The following is a 23734-nucleotide window of genomic DNA, read 5'->3' as shown; positions in this document are numbered from 1 at the left end:
AGTATCTGAAAAAAATTACCGATATCACTCACCGTTAATTATTCCTTCGGTTACCGGTAGAACGGTAATTTTTACGCTCTCAATCTTGTTGGCTATTTTTCTGTTAATAACAATAGTTAAGTTAAATATTTCAATTACCTCGCCTTGACTTGGAATACGGGCAATTTTATGAATAATTAAACCGGCGATAGTATTTGCGTTATTATCCGGTAAATTCCAGTCTAATTCTCTATTAATATCTCTGATGGTCGTAGTGCCGTTAATGATAAATTCTGAATCGGATTGTTTAATAATTTCATTATTGTGGCGGTCATGCTCATCGGTAATCGGTCCGACAATTTCTTCTAAAATATCCTCAAGCGTAATAATACCTTGCAGGTCGCCATACTCATCAACAACGCAAGCAAAATGGTTGTTGCGTTCTCTAAAAGCATGTAATTGGTGGACGACTAAAGCATTTTCCGGAATAAACCACGGAGGAGTTACTAATTCCTTAATGTTAATTTTTTTTGCATCATTATTATTGTCATATAAAGCACGTAGTAAATCCTTTAAGTGAAGAATGCCGATTATATTGTCCCTATTATCTTGCCATAAAGGTACGCGAGTATTTGAACTTAAGGCTAAAGCATTTTTTACTATTACCTCATTCGGTAAATCTATATTGATCGCTATAATATTACTTCTATGCGTCATAATTTCCGATACTACCATATTTCGGATATCTAAAATCCCTCCTAGCATATTACGATCGGACTTGTAAACATTGCCTTCCTGATGGTAATGCTCAATCACTCCTCTAACTTCTTCGGTGCCTGATATTTGGGACTTTAAGTTAATACGAAATATGAAACAAAATATTTTGATAATATAATCAAGGGCGGCATTAATGGGCTTTAGGATTTTTAAAAAAACTATAATAGTCGGCGCCATAAATAATGCTAATTGTTCGGCTTTAGCAACCGCTATTGCTTTCGGTACTACTTCACCGAAAACGATTATTATAAAAGCCATGACGGCTGAGGCAACTATTGTGCCGCTATGACCTAGCAAGCTAATAAATAGTGAGGTGGCAATAGTGGTGCAAACGGTGTTAATTAAACTATTACCGATTAATAAAGTCCCGATAACTTTTTCTTTCTTTTTAAGGACTTCCAAAACGAGTGTTGCACGTTTGTTGCCTTCTATTTTTAGCTTTTGAATTTTTCCCGGAGATGAGGCGGTAATAGCAGTTTCCGTAGCGGCAAGGAGTGCAGATATACCCATCATTATAATAATAATGATTACTAATAATGTAGTCATTTTTTTAATACAGATGTAAATTTGTTAGTAGCAATTATATTCGTAATAAAATTTTTTACCTAATGTTTTTTTATTATTATGTGGGCATGAAGATTGGGTAGAGCGATTTAAGATACAGCGTCATTCAGAAAGTTTGATACAAGCGAATTTTGCAGTATTCGCCTGTACTCACGTATTATTAACGGCTAGTGCAGGCTATCCCGGCGTTGTTGCATGGCTCTAAAAAAGTGCCGTATGTCATTCTAGCTAAAAGCGGGAATCTAGAAAAAACACTTAGAATAAACAAAATTATATAAAAATTATACTATATAATTCGCTTAAATATTTTCTGGATTCCCGCTTTTAGCTAGAATGACATCAAAAATTCGAGCCATGCAACAACGCCCCGCCTTTAGCTAGAATGATATACTGCTGCTTTATCGAGCCATGCAACAACGCCGGCTATCCCTTAAATTCATCTTGTCTGAACCTTTCTGAATTTAGCTGTAGTCTACAGTAATAATTTCAATTTAGATAATATATTATCTATAAGTGTTTTATCTAATGTCAGAAGCTTATTTGCCTTACGCGCTTTCCAATCCATAGATCGAACTTGATCGCATAACACTACTCCGTTTATTTGTGCAAAGTTTATTTTTACTTCAAATGGATAACCTTTAGTTTGGCTAGTAATAGGCGCAAATAAAGCAAGACCGCTTTTAAGGTTATATTTGTAAGGGCTAAGGACTACAGTCGGTCGTGTCTTTTGAATCTCTCTACCTTTTTGAGGTTCAAAATCAAGCCAAACTATATCTCCTCTTTCAGGCACATATGTTACCATAATTCATTACCTACGATATCATCATCATTTAATATTTCATGATGACGATTAAAGTCTGTAATATTATTTAGTAATGTATCTAATTCTGATATTTCTGTGCTAATAATCAAATGATTGTCAGCTATTTCTAAATTAACAAATATACCTTGTTTAAAATGTAGCTTTCCGGCTAAATGTTTAGGAATTCTAATGCCTAAACTATTTCCCCATTTTTGAATTTGAGCTTGCATACATAATATTATATTTGTTTACTGTATAAACAAGTATATACTATAAACTTGAATTTTGCAAGCTATTGCTAAACCATATCGATCCTCACTGTTAACTTACCTAATTGTTAGCGTCTTACTTCTTTATTATCATTATCCTTGCTACTAATACGTTGTACAAAACTAGGATTTTGAATTCCTATATTTACCTTACTTCTTACTTCTTGTACTTGTTGTTTTGCGAGTTCTTGAGTTAATATTGTAGCGTGATTTTGTCTTAGGTCACTTCCCTTATTTCCATGTTCGGCTAAAGAAAATATTTTTTCTCCGTTAGCTATTTTTATCAAATTATCCGTTACGAATGCTCCGCAATCTTTATCATTTGCTTGTTGTTGAGTGTGCAAATCTTCTATTTTTGCGTTTGGCGCAACTTGGTTAATTAAATTTTCTAACTTCGGTCTAACATTAAGAGGAGTACCGTTTGGGTCATTATAAGTAAATGTCATTTGATCTTTTGCTGTATCATACGTAATTACCATACCTGTCCAATGTTCACGTCCGGTATTGATAGGAATAACTGCAGCTTTTTTGCCTCCTTCTTTCACTTCTTTTACTGCTTGTGAAAGCATAACATTATTTAATTCCTCTCCCCAATCTAAAGAAATTTGTTGGGTATATATTTTATCCTTACCGAGAGAGGTCTCTATAACTTCCCTAATATTATCATCGGTATATAAATAATCCGGTTTTATTAAATCATTTATTGCAGTAGTCAAAGCCGGCATTGTTGTTGCAGAACTCATTATAGGGGTAGGAGAAGGTTGTTTATTAACTTCAGGGATGTTAGTAGCCTCTATAGAAGGAGGTAGTTTGTCATCAGGAATAATATTTTGTTCTTTTTCCGGCTTAGCTTCCTCTTCTTTCTTACCGAATATTTTTTCTTTAAAGCTTTTAGCAATCTCTTTAAAATAATTAAAAATTCTGTTAAAAAATCCCTTTGGTTCCGGTGTTAGAGTAGTTTGTTCTTCTATTAAAGCTTTCGGCTTTATTGCGTCTTGTAAATGAGCCGTATTCGGGATATCATTTGCAGGGCTAGAAGGCGATTGATCGTCACTTGGTGTATTAGGACTCATATCTTTCTCCATATTTGAAATTTTTTGTTTATCCGAAAGATCAAAATATATATCCACGGGATTTATTTCGGCTTTACTTAAATCTTTTTGGAATTGTTCAGATAATTGCGATACGTATTTTTCTAAGTTCTTAGCGCCGGTTGCTTGATCTTTTAAAATTTCTTCAACTTCTAATTTTATACCGAATAATTGATCCGGGTTTTCAATACCGAATTTGAGGGCTATGGCATTACTAGCTCCTTCTACCGAAAGCGGGTTGCTCTTTATAACTATTCGACTATTCTGATCTTTAGCAGTCTTTACTAGTTCGTCTAATTTAGCTTTATCGGGTAATGACCCTGAAATTAAAATATTAACCGGTTTCTGTAGAATTTTTGATATTACGCTATTTGCGTCTGATATAGTTTGAATATTAGTAGTTTTTTCTCTAGCTATATCGCCGTGGGAAATAGCATAATTTTGATCTTGCTCATTAGCAAAAAATACATGATCAATTTTTGCTAACAGCCCTTTCCAAATATTTTCTAACTTCGGATTTTGTAGTAATGGTTTATAATTACTAAAGGTAAGAGAAGTTTTTATGCCAAGGATTTCAAAATTTGTTAAATCTTGTAATCCAAATATAGGGTAATGATCATTTGAAGGATGTTGAATATTAAGTATCGGAGTTTTACGTCCTGATTCTTCAATTATTTCTCTTAAAATTCGATCTTTATCAGATATATTGCTTTCTTTGTTCGGTTTAAGTGAAATAACGGATATTTTTTGTTCAGCTCCTTTTTCATTTATTCTTTGTAATATTGCATCTTTACCGCCTAAAGAAAGAGTAAATATTATAGGAACATTTTCTTTTTGTTTAGCCATGTATAAACCTTATTTAAAAAATATTAAATAATTTATCTTATTATGATAATTTTTAAAGTTTAAAGCAAGGTTTATTACTAACATTTGCCTTTATAATAGTTGACTAAAAAATATGATGTTATTTTATTTTTAATGCTCCATGCTTTAGCTCATATATTTTATCCATTTTATGAGCTATTTCATGGTTATGGGTGACCATAATAATAGCGGTATTTTGTTCCTTTGCAACTTTAAGAAGTAAATTAAACACTTCATTACTAGTTTTAGGGTCAAGGTTACCGGTCGGCTCATCCGCTAAAATGATTTTAGGTTTATTAATTAAGCTGCGAGCAATAGCAACACGCTGCTGCTCGCCGCCCGATAATTCTCCGGGCATATTATGTGATTTTTTAACTAAGCTAAGGCTAAGTAAAATATCCTCTGCTTCTTTTATTGCTTCTTCTTCATCACCTCCGGCGATTAATTTCGGTAAGATAACATTCTCAAGAGCGGTAAAATCCTTAAGCAAATGGTGTTGTTGATAAATAAAGCCTAAATGATATAGTCGGATTAGATGATTTTGTTTCTGATCCGCATTCGGGATAATGACTTCTCCATTTGTCGGTTTATCAAGGAGACCTGCAATATGTAGTAAAGTCGATTTACCGCTACCGGAAGAGCCGATTATTGCAATTAATTCGCCTTCGTTAACGGTCAGATTAAGATCGTCTAGCACTCTGACAATCGTTTTTCCTTGGTTATATTGTTTTGAAATATTTTTTAAAATTAAAACGTTGTTACTCATATCTTAGGGCGTCCACAGGATTTAATTTAGAAGCTTTGTAAGAAGGATAAATCGTTGCCAAGAAACATAATATTATCGATAAAGAAGTAATTAATACTATATCCTCTATTCTCACTTCCGAAGGCAGAGTATAGAGGAAATAAATTGCGGCTTCAAAAAGTTTAGTACCGGTTATTTTTTCTAAAGAAGTTTTGATAGTCTGGATATTGTAAGAAAAACCCGTACCGAGTATTACACCGAGTATAGTCCCAAGCAGACCGATAAACATGCCGTTACAAATAAAAATGATCATGATTTGTTTAGTACTTGCACCGATAGTCCGCAATATTGCGATATCCGAAGTTTTATCTTTAACTAGCATAAACAAGCTAGAAATAATATTAAAAGCAGCAACAGTAATAATTAAGGAAAGAATAGTAAACATTGCTATCCGCTCCACCGCTAGCGCATTTAAAAATTGCATGTGTAATATTTGCCAGCTAGTTACTCTTACGTCGCTACCTAGTAATTGCTGCACTTTATATGAATAGGGAAGAGATTGGTCGGGGTGTGCGGTATTGAGCTCAATAAGGTTAATATTATTGCCGAGCGATAAAAAATTTTGCGCGGCTTCCAGCGGCATTAATATAGTTGTACTGTCGTAATCATACATGCCGCTGGTAAAACTCGCTATAACTTTAAACTCTTTCGAGCGCGGTATACTACCGAAAGCCGTCGAAATCGCATTCGGTGAAATTAGCTTAAGCTTATCACCGACATTAACGCCGAGATTACTTGCTAGCTCGCTTCCTAAAGCTATGACGTTTTTACCGTGAAAATCGTTAAAACTACCGAAATTGACATTTTTTAGAATCTCGTTCTTAACACTCAAATCCTTTATATCAATACCTTTAATAAGCGCACCGCTATTATTTCTTTTTCCAAGTGCCAAAGCTTGTCCGTGCGCGACGATAGTTACGTGTTTTACGTAATCTTGCTTAAGTAACTTAGTTTTAATTTCTTGATAATCATCGATAACGCTTGCCGTCGGGCTTATCACTATATCACCGTTTAGCCCGATAATATTTTTGGTAAGCTCGGTATGAAAGCCGTTCATGACCGACATTACTACTATCAAAGCTGCAACGCCGATAGTTACTCCGAGCAATGAAAAACCGGCAATAATAGAAACAAATTTTTCGTTTTTCTTGGCTCTAAAATATCTAAACGCTACTTTTAAAATAAAATTTTTATTAGTCATCTTGAATATTTAAGTTAAATTTTTTAATACGTTGTTGCAAAGGGGCCTTGTTGCATGGCTCATATTTTTGATGTTATTCTTGCTATCCTTTATGTCATTCCCGCGCAGGCGGGAATCTAGATTTTTCTTTGTCATGCTGAACTTGTTTCAGCATCCCCTGTAATAGATCCTGAAATAAATTCAGGATGACTATTATTTTCTGGATTGCCACACCGAGGGCCGTCTTATTAATTCTTTTGAATAGAACACTCAAAAACTTTATCATATTGAAATAATTTATAACATGTCAATAACCCAAATGCGGTGGCAACGCATATAGTTATACCTAGCGGTGCATAAGTGCCGTTATACAACCAGCCGACCAATTGTAAACCTATTGCCACTGAAACTAACCTAGCGGAAGTAAAAACACCCGTCATACGAGCCTTACCGTTAGGAATTGCCTCAAGTAATAACGGCCATAATATGTTAAACGGATATATTATTCCTAGTGAAAGTAATAACATAATTATTGTTATTGTAAGTGGATCGGTAGTTTTATTTATAATTAGAATAGTATCGGCAACTAGAAATAATATTATAAATAACATGCCAAAATAAAAACAATTTTTAATGCCGAATTTTTTGAAACAATAACCGCTAGTAAAACTCATAGCTGCAAATAATGCAGCCAGCGAACCTTGATAAAGTCCGAAAGCTTGAAGCGACACCCCTAAATCTTGCATATATAGAATCGGCGCTATACCGACAAAAACCCAATATCCTTGTGCAAGAAACATCAATGTAAGTAAATAATAAATAGCTTTTCGTGATTTGAAAACCGGTAAATATTCTTTTAAAGAAATTCGTACTTCTCTATTTGTTTGACCTTTCGGGATAAATAATAAACCGAGTATTAGACTAGTTATGCCGAATAAAAATAATAAGACAAAATTACCGTGCCAACCCCAAAATAAATTTACATAACTACCTGCAACAGGTGCAAAGGCCATAGAAAGAGTAATAGTACCGTTTAGGACTCCCATCATTTCTTGTTGTTGTTGCACTGAGTAAATATCGGCCAATACTACATATACAAGCACCGCTACCGCCGATATACCGCTTCCTTGCAAGAATCTGCCTATTAGTAACAGCTGATAACTATTTGCAAGCATACATAATAAAGTACCTAAATTAAAAATAAACAGTCCGATAATAATAATCGGTTTACGACCGTAACGATCTCCTAAATTACCGACTATAAGTGACGTTATGCAATAGGCTATTAGGTTCACACCCAGTAACCACTCTACCATAAAAGGAGAAAGATTAAAGGTATTTTGTAAATCAGGGAAACTTGGGACGAATAAATCTACTTCCGCGCCCGCTAAAATTTCCATAATTATAACAGTAAGAAAGAGCTTCATAAAAATAATTTATATGTTTTTGTTCATAAGATTAAGATCGTTCCGGTAAAGTAATGTCCTTTAAGGTTATTCTAACCCGGCATTGCCCGCGTGGATCGGCTTTGTTGCATGGCTCGAATTTTTGATGTCATTCCCGCGAAAGCGGGAATCCAGACTTTTTTTGCTTTTGTCATGCTGAACTTGTTTCAGCATCTAATTCAAGATATCCTGAAATAAATTCAGGATGACTATTATTTTCTAGATTCCCGCCTTTAGCTAGAATGACATACGGCACTTTTTTAGAGCCATGCAACAAAGCCGCGACCAAAGGGAGTGCGGGAATCCAGACTTTTTTTGCTTTTGTCATGCTGAACTTGTTTCAGCATCTAATTCAAGATATCCTGAAATAAATTCAGGATGACTATTATTTTCTGGATTCCCGCCTTTAGCTAGAATGACATACGGCACTTTTTTAGAGCCATGCAACAAAGCCGCGACCAAAGGGAGTGCGGGAATCTAGACTTTTTTTGCTTTTGTCATGCTGAACTTGTTTCAGCATCTAATTCAAGATATCCTGAAATAAATTCAGGATGACTATTATTTTCTGGATTCCCGCCTTTAGCTAGAATGACATACGGCACTTTTTTAGAGCCATGCAACAAAGCCGCGACCAAAGGGAGTGCGGGAATCCAGACTTTTTTTGCTTTTGTCATGCTGAACTTGTTTCAGCATCTAATTCAAGATATCCTGAAATAAATTCAGGATGACTATTATTTTCTGGATTCCCACCTTTAGCTAGAATGACATACTGCTGCTTTTATCGAGCCATGCAACAACGCCTGATGCCTTCGCGGATGACATCATTTTAAGAATTACTAATCGATGAAAAAATAAAAAAGAGGGGTAAGGATGATATATTACTTAGAAATTTTCAAAATTATTATACAAATAAATAACCGGTATAAAGTAAATATATACTTTATACCGGCATTTCGTCAGAATTTAAAATAATATTATTATATTAAATTCACTATTTAAGAATAGCTTAATCTAAATAATAATATTATTGAGAAATACCTAATTTTGTTTTTTGCTCAGGAGTAGTATTGTCCATAACCCACTTTTGAACATCGGAACTTAACACATTATACTGATCGGAAGTTAAGCTATCAACCCAACTTTTTTGATCTGCAGTATTCATTTGCATGATCGCATCTGTAGTAACAGATTCCGGTGCAGGCATTTTTGCCATGTCAGCAAAAGCCAATGTTGAAAAAGCTAGAACTAATAGAACCTTTAATAAATTTTTCATTTTTGATAAACCTTTTTGTTTTTGTATAAATGATTATAACTTAAGTATAAGAGCTTTCAAGTTAAATTACATAACAATTTAATTTTTTTATCGAAAATGAATTGTTATTGCAACAAATATGTTACTCATTTTTTGTTGTTGTCAGTTGTTCACGACAAATTAGGCGGTAAATTTCTGAATTTAATAGTAAATCATCGTGAGAGCCTTCGGCAACTAATTGCCCTTTATCTATTACTAAAATATTATCGGCGTGTTCAATGCCGCTAATACGGTGGGCAATCGATAATATAATTTTTCCTTTCATTAATTGTTTTATTGAACTTAATAATTTTTGTTCGCTCATCGTATCTAAAGCACTCATTGCTTCATCGAGAAGTAAAATTTGCGGGTTGTGAAGTAAAGCGCGCGCAAGTGCTATTCTTTGCTTCTGCCCGCCTGACAATCTTATACCTTTTTCGCCGATTTTCGTGTTAATCCCGTCATGAATTTTGGCGGCAAATTCCGTTATTCCCGTTATTTCCGTAACTTTTGCTATTTCTTCGTCGGTAGCATCAGGTTTTGCAAAAATAATATTCGATCTAATAGTACCTGAAAAAATACTAGCTTCTTGCGGGACGTAAGCAATTAAATTCCTAACCGCGCTAGAGTTTATAAATGCTATATCTTGATCTGCGATAGTAATTAAACCGCTACTGGGGAAATAAAATTTTAATAATAGCTGCATTAAAGTAGTTTTGCCGCAGCCTGACCTGCCGGCTATACCGATAAATTTACCCTCGGATATTTTAAAAGAAATATTATTGATAATTTTTAAATTCGGTCTTGAAGGATAAGCAAAATTTATGTTTTTAAACTCTAGGGTAATCTCTCCTTCCTTCTTGCCTTCGACATTAACATCCGAATACCCGCCTTCGCGGCTATGACATAGAGCGGTTTTATCGTATGAATCCGTAAGAGTTAATACCCTTTCAAGAGCCGTGAGCGGTAAATGCATTTCACTTAAAAGTTCAAAAATTCCGCCGCTACTTATTCCGGCAATAATGGCATAATAAATAAATGAAACCATAGAGCCGGCAGATAAATTGCCGGCGACTATGTCCATGCTGCCGATCCAAATAACTAGAGTGATAGAAGTAAGTATCACCGCTATTGAGACGGCAAAAAATAATGCACGGATTTTTAAACGGCTAGCGGAATGTTTTAAATAGAGAACTACTTGCTTATCGAAATCGAAAATTTTATTTGTTTGTTGATTAAAAGCATGGATAGCGCGGATATTAGTAAAGCTTTCTTCTATATTAGAGACTATTTCCGCTTGAGCATTTAAAGCCTTTTTTGATAGAGCTTTTACATGCTTACCGAATTTAATTAACGGGATTAACAATAAAGGAATAGTAATAATTACTATCCCCGTAAGCTTGTAGCTTTCAAAAAACATTAAGGCGATACCGCCGATTAACATCACAAAATTACGAATGAAAAAAGACAGGAAATTAACGATAAGTTTGGCTATTAAATCTATATCACCGGTAAGCCGCGAAATAATCTCACCGATTTTTAATTCTTCAAATCCTGCAATTTCATAATTAATTAAGTTGTTATAAGACTCTTTTCTAATTTGAGTAACTACTTTTTCGGCAACATTATTAATATAATAAGAGCGAAAAAAACTACTGATACTTAAGATAACAATCAATAGGCAAATAAATAATATGGATTTATTAATTGATGTTTGATAATTTTCGGTTAAGCCGTTATCAACTAATTCCCTAAAAACACCGCCCATTAATAATAATGAAATTGATACGGATAATAAAGACGCCATAACAATAATAAGGTCTTTTTTATAAAACCCTAAATATTTAATCAGTCTATATAGAAGTTTGATATCCATGGCATCATTGGTTTAGGCAAAAGGAATGGGAAATGTAGCTTATACTGTTCAGTTAGTCTGAAAAGTATAGGTTTATGTCATTCCCGCGTAGGCGTAGCGTTGTTGCATGGCTCGATAAAAGCAGCAGTATGTCATTCTAGCTAAAGGCGGGAATCCAGAAAAAACACTTAAAATAAATAAAATTATATAAAAATTTACTATATAATTCGCTTAAATACTTTCCGGATTCTTGTTTTTAGCTAGAATGACATCGAAAATTTGAGCCATGCAACAACGCGTATAAATGGGGCGAATGACGGGACTCGAACCCGCGACCCTCAGAATCACAATCTGATGCTCTAACCGGCTGAGCTACATCCGCCGTAAGTGGTATTACTGCCGTAGATATCGAAGCGTCCTTGCGAAGCCACGAAGTGGCTACGGCAATCCGGCTAAATATAGTCATCCTGAATTTATTTCAGTATCTATTAAAAAAGATGCTGAAACAAGTTCAGCATGACAAAGATTAGATTGCCGCGTCGGTACTTACATACATCCTCGCAATGACGGGGTTTTTGCAACGATTTTGATCCACGCGGGCATTGCCTCCTCGTAATGACGTTTTAATTATCCACGCACGCAATGCCACCGTAATTATAACAACGTAAACTTAGATTATTTGGAAGATTTAGTCAAGAGCAATATAAGAATGACTAATAAAAATTATATTTTTTATTTCATGATTTTTTTACTTGCGCTATAATTTATTTTGAAAAAAACATAATAATATTTTAAGAATGAAAAAAGCGGTAATTTTAGTAAGCGGCGGCGTAGATTCATCGACTGTACTTGCGATGGTGAAAAAAATGAATTACGAAATTCACGCTATAAGTTTTAATTATCATCAACGTAACAAAGTTGAACTACAAAAAATAAAGGAATTAGTCAAAAACTATGATGTAAAGCAACATAAAATTATTGAGATTGACCTTCGAGCCTTTGGCGGTTCTGCTCTGACCGATGATCAAATAGACGTTCCTCATTATCATGATACTAATGAACTTCCAAGTGAGATACCCGTTACTTACGTACCGGCTCGTAACACTATATTTTTAAGTTTTGCTCTTGGGTTTGCCGAAATAATAGGATCAACGGATATTTTTATTGGAGTTCACGCAAGCGATTCCGCTAATTATCCGGATTGCCGTCCGGAATATATAAAATCTTTTGAGGCAATGGCAAATTTAGCTACTGCCGCAGGGGTGCAGGGGCAGCGCATTCAAATTCACGCGCCGCTACTTCAGATGACGAAAGAAGAAATTATTAAAACCGGTAGAGAGCTTGGAGTAGATTATTCTAAAACAATATCATGTTACGATCCAACAGAAGAAGGATTATCGTGTGGAACATGTCATTCTTGTTTTATTAGGTTAGATGCCTTTAAAAAAAATAATATACAAGACCCTATCAAATATATATGACAGTTAGAGAATATTTACAGGGACCGTTTCCTATTTTAGACTTAAATGACGTAGTTTTAAGAGAGTTAACCGATGAGGATGCGGAAGACTATTTTAATTATATGAAAAAGCCGGAAATGGCGTTATATTTAACGGATAATAATAGACCGTCTAGCCTTGAAGAAGCGCTTAGCGAAGTTCATTATTGGGCTAGTTTATATAAAAACCGGAGAAGCTTTTATTGGGGGATAGCCCTTAAAGATAATAATAAGCTTATCGGTACTGCCGGCTTTAATATGATAACGATCGCACATCTGCGAGCAGAAATAAGCTATGATCTTGATGTTGATTTTTGGGGGCAGGGGATAATGTTAAAATCTATAAAGAATATTTTAAAATTTGCCGATTATATGGGGTTAATTAGAGTACAAGCAACGGTGATAACCGATAATCATCGTTCTATTAATCTTTTAGAGAGATGCGGTTTTGTTAAAGAAGGCATCTTAAAAAAATATGAAATTGTTGCAGGACAACATAAGGATTATTACATGTACGCAAGGGTTTTATAAATTATTAATTAAAATAAAAAGAGAAGATTTAATGGTAACGGAAACTAATAAAAAAGAATTAATTTGTTCTTTCTGCAGTAAAAAACAACATGAAGTAAAAAAATTAATAGCAGGACCGGCGATTTTCATTTGTAATGAATGCCTTGATCTTTGTACGGAAATTATGAAGGAAGAAACTAAAGTTGCGCTTAAGCAAATTACTTCTTCGATTCCCGCACCGCAAAAAATTTGTGCAATATTAAATGATTATGTCATTGGGCAAGATCAAGCTAAAAAAGTTTTAGCGGTAGCGGTTTATAATCATTATAAAAGGCTTGAATATCTTGAATCAGGCAATAACGACGTTGAGCTTACTAAATCAAACATCTTGCTAATCGGTCCTACCGGTTCGGGAAAAACATTACTTGCTCAAACGCTTGCTAAAATTCTTGATGTACCTTTTACAATGGCGGACGCTACTTCTTTAACCGAAGCAGGTTACGTCGGAGAAGATGTTGAAAACATATTATTGCGGTTATTACAATCCGCCGAGTTTAATATAGCCAAAGCTCAAAAAGGCATAGTCTACATTGATGAGGTCGATAAAATAGCCCGCAAATCGGAAAATCTCTCTATTACAAGAGACGTATCGGGCGAAGGAGTACAACAAGCTTTGCTTAAAATTATGGAAGGAACTGTTGCTTCCGTGCCGCCTCAGGGAGGAAGAAAACACCCGCAACAAGATTTTGTTCAGCTAGATACTTCTAACATTTTGTTTATTTGCGGCGGGGCCTTTATGGGCATAGATAATATTATAACGGCAAGGACAAGCCAAAGCTCTATGGGATTTGCTGCCAATGTTAATATGAATAAAGAGAAAAATAGCGGTGAATTATTAAAATTACTTGAGATTGAGGATTTAACTAAATTCGGTTTAATACCTGAATTTATCGGTAGATTGCCGGTAGTAACTACTTTGGACGATCTTGATAAACAAGCATTAGTTACAATCTTAACTCAGCCTAAAAATGCTATAATAAAACAATATAAAAAACTATTTGAATTAGACGAGACCGAGCTTAATATTGATTTAGATGCTTTAGAGGCGATTGCCGAAAAAGCTCTAGCTAAGAAAACAGGCGCTAGGGGTCTTCGCTCAATCCTTGAGAATCTGTTACTAGATAGTATGTATAAAGTTGCAGAACTAAAAAAAATGCAGGTTCATATTACAAAGGATGTAGTAAACGGTCTAGCGCAGCCGGCAATTACTTCTAATAATGTGGTTAAGCCTACTAAAAAACAACGGATGGTAGAGGATATACCGGCGTAAGATCGGCAGTTGTCATTCCGTGGCGGCGTTGGCGTTGTTGCACGGCTCGAAATCCTGATAAAAAAACCCGTCATTGCGAGGAGGTGCGTTAGCATCGACACGGCAATTAATCCTTAGAGTAAGAATATATAAAATGTTTAGTTTTTTTAAAAATTCAAAAATAAAACAATTATCTACGGGGTATAAAGAAGAAACTTTAAAATACACAAAAAATGTTAATGAGTTTAGAAATGAAGGAATGAAGACGCTATGGCAAGAACCGGTAAAAACAGAAGCACCAATTGATACTCGAGAAAAATATGTAGAAGAAATATACAAAATAATTTTAGAATTTAATAAAAGTAATAAAGTCAAAAAATTAAGAGAGCTATTTCCTCCCCAAACTGAAATCTTTTATTCATTTACGGAAAATAAAGATACGGTAGGCAATATTCATAAAATTGTTGCTATAAGTGATGATATATTTTTAGTAGCTGTAGATGAGCCTAGACTTTTAAGTGAAGATAACCGGAGATATTATCAAAGAAATTGTTACGTATATAAAAATAAAAAATTTCATGAATTAAAGAATGTTTTAGATTTTGGAGTATGTCCTCAGAAAAAAATAATTTCTTACATAAAAGAAGACGGTATCTATTTAACAAATTATCACAATGATAAAGAAATAACCTATAAACCTTGGGCAAAAGAAAAAGTTTATTTTCCTGATGGCTCTATTGCAGTAAATGATTGTGATTTATCAAATATATTTGGAGATTTATATGTTCCTTTTTCTGACGGTAAAAAAATTCTAATGGGCGGATATAGCTTTGGCTTAATATTATTAGAACTAGAGACAAATAGAAGAACTTTAATTTTTCCCGATAAACAATATTATGACGAATATATTAAAGATAACCCTAAGAAAAAAGGAAAACCACTAAAAAATATTTTTGAGTTAGGGGAGTTTCCTATGTTTCATTTTTCTCTTTCACATAATAATCAATATATAGCTTTAGGTTTTCAAAGTTCTTTCCATAACCTTTATGACATAAATGGAAATCTAATAGGTTCTGCTTTACCTATTTCATCTTACCCACATTATGCTATTTTTTCACAAGATGATAAACAGATAGCTTTTAATTCTTGTCATTTTTATAACGGTGGTACAATAGCAGTACAACTTCAAGAAATACAAAATAACGGCAACCTTGAAAAACAAGAAGATTATGAAGATTATATTGAATTAGATACTGAAAGCCGTGTCTATGCAGCTGTTTCTACATCTTATGGATATATAATCGGTGATGCTCAAGGGTATATACGTGCCAGAAGCTATAATGGTGATCATTTATGGGATGATTATTTAGGTTTTAATATCCAAACTATGGATATTACACCAGATGAGAAATTTCTATATGTTGGGACATATAAGGGTATTGTATATAAAATTCGTTTAAACTCTGGAACAATTGATCCTTATAAAATTGGTAATTCTACTAATTACGAAGAAAAAAGATGGATGTTCTGGGAAGAGAATAACATTTTAGAGTGGTAATAGTATTTATTGATTTTCTAAACAAAAAATAGCGGAAAATGCTGTGAAAATTATTATTTTCTAGATTGCCGCGCTTCGCACAAATGCTCGCAATGGCGATTCCGGTAGCCATGCAACAACGCCGGAGGCATTGCGTGGATGGTTAAAATCGCTTAAACCTTGTCATACCGTGGCTTGACCCACTACTGTACGAACGTTGAAAAAAGGCTGTGTCATGCCGTGACTTGATCACGGCATCCAGGAAAATAAAGCCATATTAGACTTATTTTAGAATCTTTTTATGATATTATAAGCTGGATTCCGTGGTCGTAGCCACGGAATGACAGAATTTTTACCTCTTTATTTAAACGTTCGTACAGTAGTGGGCTTGACCACGGTATCCAGAAAAATCTTAATAAAAAGACTGGATTCCGTGGTCAAGCCACGGCATGACACCGCGGTACTTTTAAAGAATACCCAAAATATAGCAATTTTTGATCCACGCAATAATGCATTGCGGTAATAAATTTATCTAATTTAATACATCATTATCGCCGTTAAAACAATTAAAGCTCCCACTAATCCGACTATATTGGCTATTATGATAGGAGTGTTTTTTAATAAAATACCGTATAATAGCCAACTGCTAAGAGCAACGGCACTAATCGTAAAAGCCGGTAGCGAGACCGAACTTGCAGATTTACAGGTAAATATTTTATATGCCTGTACGTAAAACATGAAATTACCTATTATTCCCATAACAGTCATATATTTTTCGTAAAAATTCATAAATTTTGGTGACATTATTTTTATATCCTATTTAATGTTAATTGTGTGGATCGATAAAAAACGCTGCGGATGTCATTCCCGCGCGGCATTATTGCGTGGAGGTCTTGGATCGTTAAATGTCTGAGCTAGGGAGATGCAGGCGTTGTTGCATGGCTCGAATTTTTGCAAAGCGTTTGTCATGCCACGGTATGACACCGTACTTATAATAACCGTATTAATACGGTAAATTATGAGCCATGCAACAATGCCTGTGCCTCATCGTAATGATGTTATTACTTCGTCCTGTGAAAACTCGCCACTATCGGTATATGATCAGAAGGCTTTACTTTAGCCCTTAAACTATAATCCATATAACAATTGTCTAAATAGTCAACCGCACCGTTAGAGCCAAGTAGCATGTCAATACGCATACCTCTATTTTGCTCAAAGCATCCGGCTCTATAATCCCACCAGGAAAATTCTTGAGTATTAGGGTTTCCGAATCTATATAAATCTTCAAACCCTAAATTTAAGATTGTTCGGAATTTTTTTTGTTCTTGTAGAGTAAAGCAAGTAGTGTCGGTAAGTATACTCGGAGAATATACATCAATATCAAACGGTGCAATATTAAAGTCTCCGCCTATGATGATTTGTTCTTCAAAAGATTTTTGCAAGGATAAATATTTAATAAAGCTATCATAAAATTTTAGTTTTGCTTCAAATTTATCGCTACCGACTAGCGAGCCGTTAGGAGCGTATAATGAAATTACTTTGCAAAAACCAATGGGAGTGGATACGTTAATTTCCAAAAATCTTGATTGATCAGAGCAATAATTATCAGGAAAATCCTTTATTACTTCGTCCGCGGGAAATTTAGATAAAATAGCAACGCCGTTATATGATTTTTGTCCGTGAACATAAAAGTTATACGGTAGATCAGATAGTTCGTTAAACGGAAAATTATCGGTTTCGCACTTTATTTCTTGTAATAATAAAATATCAGGATTTACTTCGGTTAAAAAATTACGTAAATGCTCAAGTCTTATTTTTATGGAGTTAATATTCCAAGCGGCTATTTTCATTTTTGCTCTGTAGTGTAATTATTGAAACCCATTCTTGCGGGAAGATATTGCTGCTTTTATCGAGCCATGCAACAACGCTCCGCCTGCACGGGAAGGTGCTGTTGCGTGGATCATAATTATCGTATTATGGTTATTACAAGTACGATGTCATACCATGGTCAAGCCCACTACTGTACGAACGTTGAAAAAAGGCTGTGTCATGCCGTGACTTGATCACGGCATCCAGCTTATAATATCATAAAAAGATTCTAAAATAAGTCTAATATGGCTTTATTTTCCTGGATGCCGTGATCAAGTCACGGCATGACACAGCCTTTTTTCAACGTTCGTACAGTAGTGGGTCAAGCCACGGTATGAAAACTCTTCAAGTTACACTTACATATACTTCATTTTTTATAGCTCTCTTCATTTCTGCCCTGCCGTATTTTCTTCCGTTATTTTGTCATTACGAAATCTCCATTCCGGGAAACTGAAATAATAAACTAAAAGATGAGTAAAAAATGCTCCGGCAATTACCGCCATCATAGAATATTCTATTGTATTATAATCAGGGTTTGAGCCGTATATATCAAGTAATACGCTAAAACATACCCCCCATAATATTGATATTTCAATAGTTAGACCTTTCGGGACTCCTTTGGTAAATTGTCCTCCGCTGATAAAATCTCGGAATATTACGCCGCTATTGGCAGTTATACAGGCGAAAAACGGTCCCCAAAATCCAAGCGGTTCAATTTTTTGTATAATAATCATGACAATGCCGATAACTACAAAACTTGCTTGCCCAAATGCATCACAAATAGCAAGAATATTAATAAATACTTGATCTAAAAAACTATCTTCATAAACTTGTTTATTGTAAGAGCTAAATAGTTTAATAGCGGTAAAACTGATTAATACGGATATAAAGACATAGTAAAAATAAAAGGGAGTAAAATCAAAATTTAAATGTCCCGTATCATGATTTACTATTAAATCAAGTATAATACAGCTGCTAATAGACGGTAATATTGCAAATAAAAAAGTACCGAATAAAGTAGTATTATTCTTAGCGCCTATTATAATACCCGAAACTGCAAAAGCTAAACTTCCGATCATAACGATAATATGACACCATCTAGAGTCGATAGATTTAGGTAATAAAATATGATACAGGTAAGTTTTTGTAATTTTCTTATATTCATTGCTAGTAATAAATGCGTCTATTGCATAATTAAATTTTTGTACTACATTTAAAGATACGGTTTTTTTACTAAACATTAAATGTATCGGTGTTTTTATATTTAAAGGAACTTCCGTTATTTTTTGCTCAACTTTCGCATTCAAAATATTTACGGCGCCGACTATTCTATCGCTAACAAACCCGTCAATTTCTTTTGTCATAAGTCCGTTAACTAATTCCATATCATTTTGATATACAGTAATTATATCGCTATTTTTTTCACTTTGTAGAAAATCGGTAAATTCCGGAAGACCGTATACGTTACCTTTAATCACGCCAAGATGAAGATTAAATAAACGTATTTGCGCCATAAACTGATTAATGTTTTGAAAATTTAGTTTTTTTGCGAGTGGATCGATAATAAATAGTGAAAGTTCTTCTGACCTGTAAGGCTTTGAGAAATAAGCATATTCACTTCTTTCTATAGTATAAGTAGCTCCGCTTGCCATATCTAATGTGCCTTGTTCGATATCTAATTGGTTTTGAAACCAATTATTTTCTTCCTTAACTATACTAATTTCCGCTTTTTTAGCAAAAGCATTAATTAATTCAATATCCATGCCGGCGACGTTAATATTGCCGTTCGGAGTAGTAGTAATATATTGATAAGGGATATTTGTGTACCAACCGTTTATTAAAGTTTTCTTATCCGGTACATCGTTACATTCTATAGTCGATGGATTTGCGATAGAAGGTTGACTTTGTAAAGGTTGACCGGGTACGGCTTCACTTAAAGCATAGAAATTTTTTAAAATAATCAATATAAACACAAAGAGTTTAAAAATTTTTATTCTCATATATCAATCTCTGTATAATTTAAATTATAGTTAATTGTTTCCACCTGCGGGCCTTGTTGCCTGGCTCGAATTTTCGATGTCATTCTAGCTAAAGGCGGGAATCTAGAAAGTTAATAGGAGCAAATTAAATAGTAATTTATTATATAATTTTGCTTATTTTAAGTATTTTCTGGATTCCCGCCTTTAGCTAGAATGACATCGAGAGCGTTTTTAACCATCCATGCAACAACACCGATCAAGTCACGGAATGACATTTTGTGTCTCTAATCACTTTAATTTCGCCGTCAAAAAAATTAATACTAAATTTTTCTTTAGTTTCTGCCACAGCTTTTGAAGATAAAAATTTACCGTTTTCACTTTTAATGATAGTAAAGCCGCGTTTAAGTACATTATTATAATCTAAGCTTGTTAGAAGTGAACTATTTAACGTTAGTTTATATTCAAAATTTTTCAAACTATTATCGATTGATTTTATCATATAACCGGTTTGATGTGTCAATTCTAATAATTTATAAGTAATTATTTTAACGGGATTAATCCTATCTTTTGTAAAAGATTCAAGTTTTATTTGTTTTTTATTAATCAAATAAGGTAAGGAATCTATTAAATTAAAACCTACTTCATCAAGTAGTTGTTGTTTATTATTAATATAATTTACAAAATATCTATGTATTTTGTTATAGTTAGAAATATGTTGTTGTTGATATTTAATTAATTGATTAATACGGCTTAGTAAAACATGCAAGTGAGATTGTAACGTATAATTTAAAATAGAAAGTACCGGTACGGCAAATTCGGCTGCCGCAGTCGGGGTAGGCGCTCTTTTATCGGCAGCTAGGTCAATTAAAGTATAATCTACCTCATGACCGACTGCTGAAATAATAGGAATTTCTGAGTTAAAAGTAGCTCGTACTAATATCTCATCGTTAAAAGACCAAAGATCTTCTATTGAGCCGCCGCCTCGAGCAACAATTATTACGTCCGGTTTATTTACTTCTTCTAAATTATTAAATCCTTCTATAGCCTCGGCAATTTCATTGCCGGCATTTTCCCCTTGTACACTAACGGGCCATATTATTATGCGGGACGGGAAACGGTCGGTAATTCGGTGAATGATATCTTTTATAACCGCGCCGGTTATTGACGTAACAACACCGATTTTAGTCGGTAAGAAAGGCAATTTTTTTCTTACCTTATTAAATAAACCTTCTTTCTCTAATCGTGCTTTACGTTCATTTAAAATTTGCATCATGGCGCCAAGACCCGCCGGCTCAAGGTTATCTACCGATAATTGATAGCGTGAATTACCTGAATAGCCGGATAGTTTGCCGCTGATGACTACTTCCATTCCATCCGTCAACGGAAATTTAATTTTAGCAAGAGTGGGACGCCAACAAGTGCAAGCTAAAATAGCCGTATTTTCTTTTAAATTAAAGTAACCGTGACCTGAACTAGCTATTTTAAGACCGGAAATTTCCCCTTTTACTCTAACATAACCGAAATTACTTTCTAATAATTCTTTAATTTTATTAGAAATCTCACTAACGGAAAACTCTTTAGCCGATTGATTATCGATAAAATTATCTAGCATGGTAATATTACTTAAAATGGTACATTGTTACGTGGATTGAAATTAACGCAAAACCCCGTCATTGCGAGCTGGCATTGTGATATGGATCAGAAATTGCTATATTTCGGGTATTTTTTAAAAGTACCGCGGTGTCAAGCCACGGTATGACACCATACTTGTAATAACCATAATACGGTAAATTACGAGCCATGCAACAACGCCTCAACAGTGCAGGAATGACAAGCATTTATTTTAGAATACTAGTCTATACCTAACAAGAGCAAGTAAATTTTTATAATCTTTTATAATTACTTTGATATATTTAATATAGCTTGCTATTATTTTCCACTATTAATTATATCTTGAGTAATATTAAATGCGTCTTGTATGCAGCTTATTAATTATCATTATCATATTTCCGGTTATAGGTTTTTCGAGTGCGATTAGACAGGCTAAGGGCGTTAAAATAGATAATGTAGCTGCCGATTTTATTGAATATAATGAAAGTGAAAAGTTAATATACGCTAAAGGTAATATTAGCATCACTCTGAATAATTATTTGTTAACGGCGGATAATTTACTTTACGATATAGAAAATGATATTTTGTGGGCAGAAGGAAATGTTAAAGTCAAAGACGAAAAAAATAAAATTATTATAGGTGAAAAAGTAGTTTTAAAGGATAAATTTAAAACCGGAGTGATTTCGGATTTTATTTTATTTTTCGGTGATAATACTCTTTTAGTATCAAAGCTCGCTGAAAGGATTGATGAAAACAAAGCTCGCCTTTATTATAGTAAATTTACGCCCTGTGAAATTACTTGCAATAAAAACCCTATTTGGCAGATTTCTGCCAAAGATACCTATGTTGATTTTGATGCAAATAGGATAACTTACAGGAATATGTTTTTTGAGGTATACGGCGTACCGATTATATATTTACCGTATTTTGCACATCCTACTCCTTCGGCTCCGGCCAGTTCCGGTATATTAATTCCTAGTATAAAAAATGAAGGTTTAGGTATACCTCTATATTATCGAGCAAAGCCTAATATGGATTTTACTTTAACTCCTAGAATTTTCCAAAAATATCAAATTTTTGAACTTGAGGGGCGTTATCGTTTTAATAGTACGGATTCTATAATTTTTGAAGGTAATTACGGTAACTTACCGTATTTTTTAGAAAAAAACGGTCAAAAAATAAAAAATGAAAAAGTTAACGGCTATCATTATGTAACAAGCGGTAATTTTATTAATAAAGAATATGCTTACGGATTTAAATTAGAGCGCACTTCTGATAAAGCATATTTAAAGAACTATTATGATAATTATAGTTCTTATTTAACTTCTAAAGTATTTTTAAATAAAATTCACGATGCTAATTATTTAGTGGTCGAAGCTATAGACCTTCAAGGACTCGGTGCTAATGATAGTAGTGCTACCGATCCTTTAATTCTTCCTAAAATTATTACAAAAAACGTTATTAACTTAAACGATAATGAGACTAGCTATTTTGTTATCGAAAATAATACTTTACTATACAAGGAAAGAATAGGCAAACAGCTTGCTAGGACTTCGTTGCAATTATCTTTTGTCCATAATTTATTAACCCCTTCCGGACAGATTTTTAGTTTTGCTCTGAAAGATAGAGAGGATTTTTATTTTATTCGACATGAGTATCTAAATAAAATTAGAGATCAAAAAACTCTGGCTAGAAACATACCGGAATTTCAAACCGTCTGGCGTTATCCGTTAGCGGGAGTTATTGCTAATAATATTACTTTACTTACCGAACCCATAGCCTCTTTTACGGTGGGGCGAAAATTGCAACGCCGAGATAATCAATTTATTATCATTGATCCTAATAAATATGAATTGTCGGAGAAGAATATATTCTATTCAAATCGTTATAGCGGGATTGATTGTCATGAATTCGGTAATAGATTGAATTATGGACTTAATACTACTATATCTAAATATGAAAATTATTTAGGTTTATTTTTAGGGCAGTCGAAAAATACTAAATATAGTATTGATCAATCCGTTCATAATACCGAAAATGTCGGGAAAATTTCAGCAAGATTTTTAGAGCAATTTGAATTATTTTATAGTTTTAGGAAAGACGAGAATCTGAAACCTATTCGCGATGAAATAGGCAGTAATTTTCAAAATAGTAAAATTAATATTGCTGGCAGCTTTATTCAGCTTACAAATCTTAAAAAATATTATAGTATAGAAAATAGAGAACTCTCTAATAATAGAGTAAGGCAATTTTATGGAGATTTAGGGTATCGGTTAACGGAAAATTGGTTAGTCGGTTTCGGCGGACGCGTCGATATATCGACAAAAAAACCGCAATTACTTTCAAGAACTATTAAAGTGACATATTTTAAAGATTGTGTTAGAATTGCTGCAAAAATTTCTTCCGATTATATGGTGGATGCAAGTCGTGGGATAAAAAAAACTACTTCCTCTTGGAGTGTTTCTATCGGTTTAAAAATATTAAATATGTGAGTTTAAA

The 23734-nt window shown here is 33.9% G+C and carries 27 protein-coding genes and 1 tRNA gene; 7 read left to right on the top strand and 21 right to left on the bottom strand.

Features of this window, described 5'->3' with window-relative positions:
- Nucleotides 1-24: 24 nt before the first annotated feature.
- The 16 genes from AAHM91_RS08970 to AAHM91_RS08895 form a co-directional block, all read right to left on the bottom strand.
- Nucleotides 25-1302, bottom strand: coding sequence for an HlyC/CorC family transporter (locus AAHM91_RS08970; protein ID WP_253308068.1), 1278 nt, complete (start codon nt 1300-1302; stop codon nt 25-27).
- A gap of 490 nt (nt 1303-1792) precedes the next feature.
- On the bottom strand, nt 1793-2122 hold the full coding sequence (mazF, locus tag AAHM91_RS08965; protein WP_342270556.1) for an endoribonuclease MazF: 330 nt from the start codon (nt 2120-2122) through the stop codon (nt 1793-1795).
- Complete coding sequence (locus AAHM91_RS08960) at nt 2116-2352, bottom strand: AbrB/MazE/SpoVT family DNA-binding domain-containing protein (RefSeq protein WP_253308066.1); 237 nt, start codon at nt 2350-2352, stop codon at nt 2116-2118. Before AAHM91_RS08960 ends, mazF begins: the two co-directional genes overlap by 7 nt.
- A 107-nt stretch (nt 2353-2459) precedes the next feature.
- Nucleotides 2460-4328, bottom strand: a complete 1869-nt coding sequence (locus tag AAHM91_RS08955; protein ID WP_342270555.1) for a Ulp1 family isopeptidase — start codon at nt 4326-4328, stop codon at nt 2460-2462.
- Nucleotides 4329-4446: 118 nt separating this feature from the next.
- Complete coding sequence (locus AAHM91_RS08950) at nt 4447-5112, bottom strand: ABC transporter ATP-binding protein (protein ID WP_342270554.1); 666 nt, start codon at nt 5110-5112, stop codon at nt 4447-4449.
- On the bottom strand, nt 5105-6352 hold the full coding sequence (locus tag AAHM91_RS08945) for a lipoprotein-releasing ABC transporter permease subunit (protein ID WP_342270553.1): 1248 nt from the start codon (nt 6350-6352) through the stop codon (nt 5105-5107). Before AAHM91_RS08945 ends, AAHM91_RS08950 begins: the two co-directional genes overlap by 8 nt.
- Before the next feature lie 9 nt (nt 6353-6361).
- Nucleotides 6362-6487, bottom strand: coding sequence for a hypothetical protein (locus tag AAHM91_RS08940; protein WP_301282638.1), 126 nt, complete (start codon nt 6485-6487; stop codon nt 6362-6364).
- A complete protein-coding gene (locus tag AAHM91_RS08935) occupies nt 6447-6605 on the bottom strand; it encodes a hypothetical protein (RefSeq protein ID WP_342270552.1) in 159 nt (52 codons plus the stop codon). The genes AAHM91_RS08940 and AAHM91_RS08935 overlap by 41 nt, the downstream gene beginning before the upstream one ends.
- The gene (locus AAHM91_RS08930; RefSeq protein WP_253308062.1) at nt 6580-7758 is read right to left on the bottom strand and encodes a multidrug effflux MFS transporter; all 1179 of its coding nucleotides are present in this window, start codon (nt 7756-7758) and stop codon (nt 6580-6582) included. The genes AAHM91_RS08935 and AAHM91_RS08930 overlap by 26 nt, the downstream gene beginning before the upstream one ends.
- Before the next feature lie 66 nt (nt 7759-7824).
- The gene (locus AAHM91_RS08925) at nt 7825-7950 is read right to left on the bottom strand and encodes a hypothetical protein (protein ID WP_342270551.1); all 126 of its coding nucleotides are present in this window, start codon (nt 7948-7950) and stop codon (nt 7825-7827) included.
- Nucleotides 7928-8104 carry a hypothetical protein gene (locus tag AAHM91_RS08920; RefSeq protein ID WP_342270550.1) on the bottom strand — a complete coding sequence of 59 codons (177 nt, stop codon included), beginning with the start codon at nt 8102-8104 and terminating at the stop codon, nt 7928-7930. Before AAHM91_RS08920 ends, AAHM91_RS08925 begins: the two co-directional genes overlap by 23 nt.
- Nucleotides 8101-8223: a hypothetical protein gene (locus tag AAHM91_RS08915; RefSeq protein ID WP_342270549.1), complete on the bottom strand. Its 123-nt coding sequence runs from the start codon at nt 8221-8223 to the stop codon at nt 8101-8103. The genes AAHM91_RS08920 and AAHM91_RS08915 overlap by 4 nt, the downstream gene beginning before the upstream one ends.
- Before the next feature lie 50 nt (nt 8224-8273).
- Nucleotides 8274-8450: a hypothetical protein gene (locus AAHM91_RS08910; RefSeq protein WP_342270548.1), complete on the bottom strand. Its 177-nt coding sequence runs from the start codon at nt 8448-8450 to the stop codon at nt 8274-8276.
- Between the two features lie 350 nt (nt 8451-8800).
- On the bottom strand, nt 8801-9049 hold the full coding sequence (locus tag AAHM91_RS08905; protein ID WP_342270547.1) for a DUF2673 domain-containing protein: 249 nt from the start codon (nt 9047-9049) through the stop codon (nt 8801-8803).
- Nucleotides 9050-9170: 121 nt separating this feature from the next.
- Nucleotides 9171-10943 (bottom strand): ABC transporter ATP-binding protein, encoded by a 1773-nt coding sequence (locus AAHM91_RS08900; protein WP_342270546.1) that lies wholly within the window; start codon nt 10941-10943, stop codon nt 9171-9173.
- Nucleotides 10944-11227: 284 nt separating this feature from the next.
- A tRNA-His gene (locus tag AAHM91_RS08895) sits at nt 11228-11304 on the bottom strand.
- 415 nt (nt 11305-11719) lie between these two features.
- Between AAHM91_RS08895 and queC the strand changes: the two genes are divergently transcribed.
- From queC to AAHM91_RS08870, 5 genes are all read left to right on the top strand, one after another.
- Nucleotides 11720-12403 (top strand): 7-cyano-7-deazaguanine synthase QueC, encoded by a 684-nt coding sequence (gene queC / locus AAHM91_RS08890; RefSeq protein ID WP_253308059.1) that lies wholly within the window; start codon nt 11720-11722, stop codon nt 12401-12403.
- A complete protein-coding gene (locus tag AAHM91_RS08885; RefSeq protein WP_253308058.1) occupies nt 12400-12951 on the top strand; it encodes a GNAT family N-acetyltransferase in 552 nt (183 codons plus the stop codon). The genes queC and AAHM91_RS08885 overlap by 4 nt, the downstream gene beginning before the upstream one ends.
- A gap of 31 nt (nt 12952-12982) precedes the next feature.
- A complete protein-coding gene (gene clpX, locus AAHM91_RS08880; protein ID WP_342270762.1) occupies nt 12983-14260 on the top strand; it encodes an ATP-dependent Clp protease ATP-binding subunit ClpX in 1278 nt (425 codons plus the stop codon).
- 133 nt (nt 14261-14393) lie between these two features.
- Nucleotides 14394-15797 (top strand): hypothetical protein, encoded by a 1404-nt coding sequence (locus AAHM91_RS08875; RefSeq protein WP_342270545.1) that lies wholly within the window; start codon nt 14394-14396, stop codon nt 15795-15797.
- A gap of 319 nt (nt 15798-16116) precedes the next feature.
- Nucleotides 16117-16299: a palindromic element RPE4 domain-containing protein gene (locus AAHM91_RS08870; RefSeq protein WP_342270544.1), complete on the top strand. Its 183-nt coding sequence runs from the start codon at nt 16117-16119 to the stop codon at nt 16297-16299.
- Between the two features lie 14 nt (nt 16300-16313).
- Here the strand turns inward: AAHM91_RS08870 and AAHM91_RS08865 are convergent, their stop codons facing one another.
- On the bottom strand, nt 16314-16580 hold the full coding sequence (locus AAHM91_RS08865; protein ID WP_253310066.1) for a SemiSWEET family sugar transporter: 267 nt from the start codon (nt 16578-16580) through the stop codon (nt 16314-16316).
- A gap of 257 nt (nt 16581-16837) precedes the next feature.
- Nucleotides 16838-17626 carry an exodeoxyribonuclease III gene (xth, locus tag AAHM91_RS08860; protein ID WP_253308056.1) on the bottom strand — a complete coding sequence of 263 codons (789 nt, stop codon included), beginning with the start codon at nt 17624-17626 and terminating at the stop codon, nt 16838-16840.
- Between the two features lie 287 nt (nt 17627-17913).
- Between xth and AAHM91_RS08855 the strand changes: the two genes are divergently transcribed.
- Entirely contained in the window at nt 17914-18099 is a 186-nt protein-coding gene (locus tag AAHM91_RS08855; protein ID WP_342270543.1) for a hypothetical protein, read from the top strand.
- On the opposite strand, the gene AAHM91_RS08850 is transcribed toward AAHM91_RS08855, so the two are convergent.
- The 3 genes from AAHM91_RS08850 to AAHM91_RS08840 form a co-directional block, all read right to left on the bottom strand.
- Nucleotides 18032-19618, bottom strand: coding sequence for a transporter substrate-binding domain-containing protein (locus AAHM91_RS08850; RefSeq protein WP_342270542.1), 1587 nt, complete (start codon nt 19616-19618; stop codon nt 18032-18034). The genes AAHM91_RS08855 and AAHM91_RS08850 overlap by 68 nt on opposite strands.
- A 262-nt stretch (nt 19619-19880) precedes the next feature.
- Nucleotides 19881-21236, bottom strand: a complete 1356-nt coding sequence (gene xseA, locus AAHM91_RS08845) for an exodeoxyribonuclease VII large subunit (RefSeq protein ID WP_253308054.1) — start codon at nt 21234-21236, stop codon at nt 19881-19883.
- 58 nt (nt 21237-21294) lie between these two features.
- A complete protein-coding gene (locus tag AAHM91_RS08840) occupies nt 21295-21426 on the bottom strand; it encodes a hypothetical protein (RefSeq protein ID WP_342270541.1) in 132 nt (43 codons plus the stop codon).
- Nucleotides 21427-21591: 165 nt separating this feature from the next.
- On the opposite strand from AAHM91_RS08840, the gene AAHM91_RS08835 reads away from it, so the two are divergent.
- The gene (locus AAHM91_RS08835) at nt 21592-23727 is read left to right on the top strand and encodes an LPS-assembly protein LptD (protein WP_342270540.1); all 2136 of its coding nucleotides are present in this window, start codon (nt 21592-21594) and stop codon (nt 23725-23727) included.
- Nucleotides 23728-23734 lie beyond the last annotated feature (7 nt).

Origin of the sequence: Rickettsia endosymbiont of Orchestes rusci, from assembly GCF_964030945.1 — a bacterium.
GTDB lineage: Bacteria > Pseudomonadota > Alphaproteobacteria > Rickettsiales > Rickettsiaceae > Rickettsia.
Note: the sequence above shows the minus strand (reverse complement) of the source record. Positions and strands in the feature narration are given on the sequence as shown.